Origin of the sequence: Chryseobacterium sp. (assembly GCF_022712095.1) — a bacterium.
GTDB lineage: Bacteria > Bacteroidota > Bacteroidia > Flavobacteriales > Weeksellaceae > Chryseobacterium.
On sequence record NZ_JALAHD010000134.1, the window covers coordinates 1 to 7,463 of the forward strand.

General features: G+C 36.1%; 5 protein-coding genes and 1 pseudogene. 4 read left to right on the plus strand and 2 right to left on the minus strand.

The genetic code is table 11. The features are described from left to right. The first annotated feature begins 151 nt into the window (after positions 1-151). Complete coding sequence (locus Q0A18_RS06890; protein WP_292009412.1) at positions 152-1,006, plus strand: GNAT family N-acetyltransferase; 855 nt, start codon at positions 152-154, stop codon at positions 1,004-1,006. A gap of 97 nt (positions 1,007-1,103) precedes the next feature. On the opposite strand, the gene Q0A18_RS06895 is transcribed toward Q0A18_RS06890, so the two are convergent. Further along, entirely contained in the window at positions 1,104-2,558 is a 1,455-nt protein-coding gene (locus tag Q0A18_RS06895) for a sigma 54-interacting transcriptional regulator (protein ID WP_292009413.1), read from the minus strand. Positions 2,559-2,564: 6 nt separating this feature from the next. Next, the gene (locus Q0A18_RS06900; protein ID WP_292009414.1) at positions 2,565-3,707 is read right to left on the minus strand and encodes a VWA domain-containing protein; all 1,143 of its coding nucleotides are present in this window, start codon (positions 3,705-3,707) and stop codon (positions 2,565-2,567) included. Positions 3,708-4,050: 343 nt separating this feature from the next. Between Q0A18_RS06900 and Q0A18_RS06905 the strand changes: the two genes are divergently transcribed. The 3 genes and pseudogenes from Q0A18_RS06905 to Q0A18_RS06915 form a co-directional block, all read left to right on the plus strand. Further along, positions 4,051-5,610 (plus strand): type I restriction-modification system subunit M, encoded by a 1,560-nt coding sequence (locus tag Q0A18_RS06905; protein WP_292009415.1) that lies wholly within the window; start codon positions 4,051-4,053, stop codon positions 5,608-5,610. After that, complete coding sequence (locus Q0A18_RS06910) at positions 5,600-6,742, plus strand: restriction endonuclease subunit S (RefSeq protein ID WP_292009416.1); 1,143 nt, start codon at positions 5,600-5,602, stop codon at positions 6,740-6,742. Before Q0A18_RS06905 ends, Q0A18_RS06910 begins: the two co-directional genes overlap by 11 nt. A gap of 388 nt (positions 6,743-7,130) precedes the next feature. After that, positions 7,131-7,463: pseudogene (locus tag Q0A18_RS06915) on the plus strand (RNA-dependent DNA polymerase); the annotation flags it as partial.

Consider the following 7,463-nt stretch of genomic DNA (forward strand, 5'->3'; position numbering starts at 1 on the left):
CAATATTTCTTATTCTTTGCATTAATACGTTCATCCAGTATAAACATAATATACCTATCATTCTAAAAGAGGTTTCCCTTTGAGCCACTCAGTCTCATTTATTACTTTTGTACATCCTTAGTCTTGTAGAATATTCTCAATTGAAATAAAAATGAAAATTAAATCCTTAGCCCATATAAGTTTTGATAAATTATTCGATGCTTTTCAAAAAGCCTTTGCTGATTATGAAGTACAGTTTGATCAGAAAGAACATTGGGAAATGCTGAAACGCAGAGGCTTTGATCCTGAGCTTTCCTTTGCTGCATTTGACGGAGATGATATGGTATCTTTTACCTGTAATGGAATTGGAGATTTTTATGGTGTACCCACAGCCTACGATACAGGGACAGGAACCTTAAAAGATTATAGGGGAAAGGGGTTGGCTACTCAGGTGTTTGAATATTCCATTCCGTATTTAAAAGAGGCTGGAATTAGAGAATACCTGTTGGAAGTATTACAGCATAATCAGGGGGCGGTGTCGGTTTATACCAAGATTGGTTTCGAAGTAGCTGGGGAGTTTTATTATTTCAGGGCGAAAAATGATCAGGTGAAAAACAGTTTGAAAAAATTGGATTTTCCATATGTTTTAAAATCTATTAATCTCAATCAGCATAATGAATTATCAACTTTCTGGGATTTTAAACCTTCATGGCAAAATAGCTTCGATTCCGTTAACAGATCACTGGCGAATTTTAAATGCACAGGAATATTTACTGAAGATAAGCTTATTGGGTATACCGTTTTTGAACCTGCTTCCGGAGACATTACCCAGATGGCTGTAGATCGGCAGTTCCGTCGGAAGGGAGTAGGCTCATTACTCTTTCAGGAAATGATAGGAGCCAATAAGCATCATTCTTTGAAAATTATAAATACGGATATTCAGTGTGATTCGGTTACGGCTTTTCTTAAGTCTAAGAATATTGAACCGACAGGCAGGCAATTTGAAATGATAAAGAGTTTAATTTAAAAAGCATATTAAAAAAGAGCAGTATGGTGTGCCGTACTGCTCTTTTTTAAAATAATATTGTTACTCATTCCAATGAGCTGTATTTGTATCCATTCTTTTAATTACGGAGATAATGACTCATATCCGAAGAATCAAAAGTAAAATTAGCCTGGTCTTCAGATTTATCCAGTTTTTTGCTGATCGTCAGTGCCCACAGGACAAGCTCCTTGCAGAAATTCTGATCTTCCGTACTGAGTCCCGAAGTGTTCTCTTCCACTACTTTTACCAAAGGAGGAATGCTGTTCAGCTTTTGATAGAATTCTTCGTCTGTATCTGTATAATAAAGCTGAAGACTGTTTTTATTGAACCACTTAATTAGGTCGGTATAAGCTGTTTTTATACCTTCTTTTTCCAGCTTAGGAATACGTGGGAATAAGCTTTCAAACTGATTCATCACGGCTTGGTCGATTAATATTTTAGCTACATAATCCGCGCCTTCCTGCTCGCCTTCATAGACCAGTTCAATTTTTCCCGTAATAGAAGGAATAATGGACATGAAATCCAGCAAACGCACATTGGTCTTTTCGGCTCCGGATTCCAGTATACGTAATTTGGCCGCAGCTACTAAATTTTCCATGGCACTGATGGTAAGTCTGGCACTGACACCGCTTTTGGCATCCACATATTCACTGTCACGCGCAGCAAAAGCCACTTCTTCCAGAAGGTCTTTGGCAAGTCCGGGGATGTATATTTTGGTCTTATCCTCATCTGAAATAACGGCTTCCTGTTCGGTAATTTGCCTTGCAAGAGCGATGGTCTGAGGATAATGAGTGAAGATCTGAGAGCCGATTCTGTCCTTCAGAGGAGTTACAATACTTCCCCGGTTGGTATAATCTTCCGGATTGGCAGTAAATACAAACTGTATATCAAGAGGCATTCTCAACTGGAAACCACGGATCTGAATATCTCCTTCCTGTAAAATATTAAATAGAGATACCTGAATCCGAGCCTGTAAATCCGGTAATTCGTTAAGCACGAATATAGAACGGTTGGCCCGTGGAATCATTCCATAATGCAGGACACGCTCATCAGAATAAGGTAATTTTAAGGTCGCTGCTTTTATAGGGTCCAGATCACCGATCAAATCCGAAACATTCACATCCGGTGTAGCCAGTTTCTCATAAAAACGGCTGGAACGGTGTACCCAGGAAATAGGCGTTTTGTCTCCAAGCTCAGCCACCAGATCTCTTGCGAACTTTGAAATAGGATGGAAGGGACTGTCATTGATTTCAGAACCCTTCACGATAGGCATGTACTCATCCAGAAGGCTGACCATACTTCTGGCAATCCTCGTTTTGGCCTGTCCTCTCAGACCTAATAAATTGATATGATGCCCCGCAAGAATAGCCTTTTTCAGTTGGGGGATAACAGTATCTTCATATCCCCAGAGCCCTTCGAAAACAGGTTCTTTAGCTTTGATCTTAGCGATTAAATTGGCCTGGATCTCCTCCTTGATGGTTTTATCCGTATATCCTGAATCTTTTAATTCTTTAAATGTAATATCGTTTTTCATTTTCTTTTAAATTCTCTTTATTCTGTTTCTTTCGTAATCCTCAAAAATCATGTCTCCCAAATCTGAAAGGCCCGTTAAAAATGCTTTTCCGCCGTTTTGAGCCGTAAATAGCTTTACAAACTGCCGTAAATAGGGATCCTGTGCAATCATGAAGGTGGTAATCGGTATTTTTAACTTCCTTGCCTGTGCAGCCCTGTTCAGGCACTGATTGACAATGACTTCATCCAGCCCGACACTGTTTTTGTAAAATTCTCCTGACGGCAGCCGGATACAGCTGGGCTTTCCGTCCGTGATCATAAAGATCTGTTTATTGGTATTTCTTTTTCTGCGGAGGATATCCATAGCCAGTTCCAGCCCGGCCACTGTATTGGTATGGTAAGGACCCACCTTCAGATAGGGAAGGTCTTTGATCTTAATAGGCCATGCCTCATTTCCAAAGACAATGATATCAATAGAATCTTTAGGATATTTCCTCTTGATAAGCTCCACCAAAGCCATCGCTACCTTTTTGGCAGGAGTGATGCGGTCTTCTCCATACAGGATCATAGAGTGGCTGATATCGATCATCAGCACCGTGCTCATCTGTGCCTTATGCTTCGTTTCCTCTACAATAAGGTCTTCCTCGGTTAATCGTAAATCCGAAATACCGTTATTGACCTGCGCATTTTTCAGGCTTTCCGTAATATTGACTGCCGATAGATCATCACCATACTGAAAAGAACGGTTTTCCCCGTCTTTTTCATCACCTACTCCTGTTTTATTGGTCCGGTGATTTCCTCTTCCGCTTTTTTTGAGCTTTCCGAAAATCTGATCTAGCGCATATTCACGTAAGGCAGATTCCAGCTTGGCGGTCATTATATTTTTGCCTTTTCCCGAGCCCGAACTGCCATCCTCAGGATCCTTCTCTTCTTTGATATACCCCCGTTTTTTAAGATCTTCTTCAAAATCCTCTAGCGTATAGTCTTCATTGAAGATATCATACTCCTTATCCAGCATATCCAGCCATTCAAAAGCCTCCTCCACATCGCCGGAAGTATGGGTAAGCAGATCCTTAAAGACATCAAATACCCGGTCAAAAGGGGAGATCTCTTCAGGAATATGCTTGCTGAAAATAAAGCCTTTTTTTAAATTAAAATCTTTATGGTTCATAAGATAATGCTTATGTTATTTTTTGTTTAACGTAATTCATAGTAAACGGTCAAACTTATTCCACTGTTCAGATGAATGGGTGGATGAGTGTTCGTTTCTATGGAAAAGTGAATACAAGTTATGAAATTATGAACTAATGAATATCTCTCAAAAAATAGAAAATGATTATGATTAAAATTGGGATTTGGAATTTGAACAGTGAGATTTAAAGTATCTATCCCAAATATCAGATTACTTGGCAAAAAACTGATTTACGGTTTACCGTATAGTTTTTTCTCTTGTTTTGCTTTTCTTTACCTTTTAATATCATTATTTTTACAGCAAATACTATTTTATTTTGATAATGGCTAAGAAAGTCCTGACAAAATCCACTGAAGAAATTCTGTGGGATTCTGCAAATAAATTACGTGGTTCTGTAGAACCATCAGAATATAAACACGTTGTTCTAAGTTTGATATTTCTCAAATTTGCGAATGATAAATTTTTAAGAAGAAGACAAGAGCTTATCAACGAGCACAAAGAAGCTTTTCTGGAAATTCCTGAATTCTATCAGGCAGAAAATATTTTTTATCTTCCTGAAGAATCCCGATGGACATACATTATAGAAAATGCTAAACAGGAAGACATTACTTTAAAAGTAGATTCTGCACTGAAAACAATAGAGCGAACCAATAAGTCATTAGAAGGTGCTTTACCAGATAACTATTTTTCCCGTCTGGGATTGGATCAGTCTAAATTCTCTGCTCTATTAGATACCATCAACAATATTGATACCTTGAAAGATGAAGCCCATGATATTGTAGGGCGTGTCTATGAATATTTCTTAAGTAAATTTGCCATTGCAGAAGGAAAAGGAAAAGGAGAATTCTATACCCCAAAATCTATTGTTAATCTGATTGCAGAAATGATAGAACCTTACAAAGGGAAAATCTATGATCCATCCTGTGGTTCTGGTGGTATGTTTGTACAATCTCTTAAATTTATTGAAAAGCATAAAGGCAACAAAAAGGATGTTTCTATTTATGGGCAGGAATTAACCAATACTACCTATAAACTAGCTAAAATGAACTTAGCTATTCGTGGTATTGCCTCCAACCTTGGAAGTAAGGCTGCAGATACCTTTGCGGATGACCAGCATAAAGATTTGAAAGCCGATTATATTATGGCCAACCCTCCTTTTAATTTGAAGGATTGGCGTGCAGAAAATGAATTAACAGATGACCAGCGATGGGCAGGCTATGAAGTACCGCCAAAATCCAATGCCAATTATGGATGGATTTTGAATATGATCTCCAAACTATCTCAGAATGGCCTTGCCGGATTTATCTTGGCAAATGGTGCTCTATCCGGCGGCGGTGAAGAATATAAAATCAGAAAGCAGATTATTGAAAATGATTTGGTGGAAGCTATTGTTATTCTACCCCAGGATATGTTTTATTCCACAAATATTTCTGTAACCCTTTGGATATTGAACCGAAATAAAAACAAAAGGACTTTAGAAGTCAACGACGGCATTAAAAATTACCGTAACCGAAAAGGAGAAGTTCTATTTATGGATTTACGTCAAAAAGGAGAACCATTTGAAAAGAAGTTTATCCAATTAGGAGAAGAAGAAATAACAAGGATTGCTCAACATTATCATAATTGGCAACAGATTGATTGGGAAAACACCTATCAAAATATTCCTGAATATTCTTATAGTGCAACTATTGAAGAGATACGCAAAAAAGATTATTCTTTGGTGCCTAGCAAATATATTGAGTTTATCAATCGTGATGAAAATCTTGACTATGAAGAGCAAATGCAAAACTTACAAAGTAATTTGAAAGAACTTTTTCAACAAGAAAGTAAGCTGAAAGAAGAGATTGTTAATGTTTTTAAAGTTTTAGGCTATGAGCTATAAAAGATTAGGTGATATGGTCAAATTTATCAGTGATAAAAATGCTGATGGAAATGCTACTGTATTATATGGAATCAATATAGATAAATTTTTTATGCCTTCTGTTGCAAATATTATTGGTGTAGATTTGACTAAATATAAAATTGTCAAAAAACATCAATTTGCTTGTAATCGTATGCACGTTGGAAGAGATAAGCGCTTGCCAATTTCTATGTCTGTTTTAGATTACAACTTTATAGTATCCCCTGCTTACGATGTTTTTGAAATTATATCTTCAGATATTTTACCAGAATATCTAATGTTATGGTTTAAACGTAAGGAATTTGATAGGCAATGTTGGTTTTATACAGATGCTGATGTAAGAGGTGGATTACATTTAGATGCATTAAAATCGATTGAAATAAAAGTTCCTTCTATTGAAGAACAAAATAAAATTGTTGCTCAATACCAAAGTATAGAAAACAAAATAAAAGTCAATGAACAAATCTGTGAAAAACTAGAAGCTACTGCACAGGCTTTGTATTACAATATGGTTGAAGAAAACCAATGTAAAGAATCAATATTAAAAGATTTGTGCTCATTTCAGGAGGGTTATGTAAATCCTTCTCAAGAATATCCAAAATACTTTGATGGGGATATCAAATGGCTACGAGCAAATGACGTTAACGGAGGTTTTATTTTAAATACAAGTAGAACATTGACTGAAGAAGGTTTTAATAGTGCGGGAACGAGTGCATTGCTTTTCTCTCCACAAACAATTGTTATTACAAAATCAGGAACAATAGGGCGACTCGGAATCTTATGTGATTATATGTGTGGAAATAGGGCAGTAATAAATATAAAACCAAATGAAGAATGTAATTTGCCCTTTATATTTTTTGTATTAAAAACTAAATATAATGAGTTAATTAATATGGCTGTAGGTAGTGCTCAAGCGAATTTATACGTCCCAATTTTAGCTTCTTTAAAAATAAAGATACCTGGAAAAGAAGTTTTAAACCATTTTAACTTAGTTGGAAATAATCTTCTAGAATTAATAAAATTTAAAACGCAAGAAAACCAAAAGCTTACCCAACTACAAAGTTTGTTATTATCGCGATTGGCGGTTGAGAAGAAATTGGAAAATGTATTATGAGAAAATAAGAAAAGTATAATAAAAACTATGGAGTAGTGAAGAACCGAAGTGGACGTATTAGGGCAAAAGGCGAAAGTCTACCTAACTTGAAAAACGGTTAGAGTCTGTAGATTTCATATAGACAAATAACTAAGAGAATATCTTGGGAAACTTGTCCGAAGAGACCTATCTGAATCAATTTCAGTGAGGTTGGAATCATACCAGAGATGAATGTTATCAATTTGTTCATACTATTTGAATTTAGTTGTAAATATACGTCAATTATTTAGCTACCCAGCGTATAGTCGGGGCGATGAGCAATCATCGAGAGAGCATGTCTACTTCAGGGAAATGTGTAATTTCCTAAAGGATTGCTTCGCACTGGGTCTTCGCTACTCCTTTTATAATCATGGAAATAAAAGATTGGTTTAAAATTAAGAGATATCCTCATATAGGTTTTCCTATAGAGAGCAGAATGCGATTGCAATGGATTGAAAAATATATCACTAATCCTGACCAAGTGGCTAAACATGGTTTTTTACCCTTCATTCATAAAACTAATTATCAGAGAAAGTTTAGAAAAAAATATGACGAAAATACGGGAAAGAAAATAGTATTTTATGAAGATGAAAAGTTAATTTCCAGATATAAAAAAGAAAAGAAAAGAGAAATATTCTATGCAAGTCACATCGATGCATTAATTTATAGCTATTATGCTACAATACTTAATGTAGAATATGAA

Excerpts from the sequence above, each read along its gene's own strand:
- Q0A18_RS06890 (WP_292009412.1), top strand. The coding sequence starts at position 152 with ATGAAAATTAAATCCTTAGCCCATATAAGTTTTGATAAATTATTCGAT.
- Q0A18_RS06895 (WP_292009413.1), bottom strand. The coding sequence starts at position 2,558 with ATGAAAAACGATATTACATTTAAAGAATTAAAAGATTCAGGATATACG.
- Q0A18_RS06900 (WP_292009414.1), bottom strand. The coding sequence starts at position 3,707 with ATGAACCATAAAGATTTTAATTTAAAAAAAGGCTTTATTTTCAGCAAG.
- Q0A18_RS06905 (WP_292009415.1), top strand. The coding sequence starts at position 4,051 with ATGGCTAAGAAAGTCCTGACAAAATCCACTGAAGAAATTCTGTGGGAT.
- Q0A18_RS06910 (WP_292009416.1), top strand. The coding sequence starts at position 5,600 with ATGAGCTATAAAAGATTAGGTGATATGGTCAAATTTATCAGTGATAAA.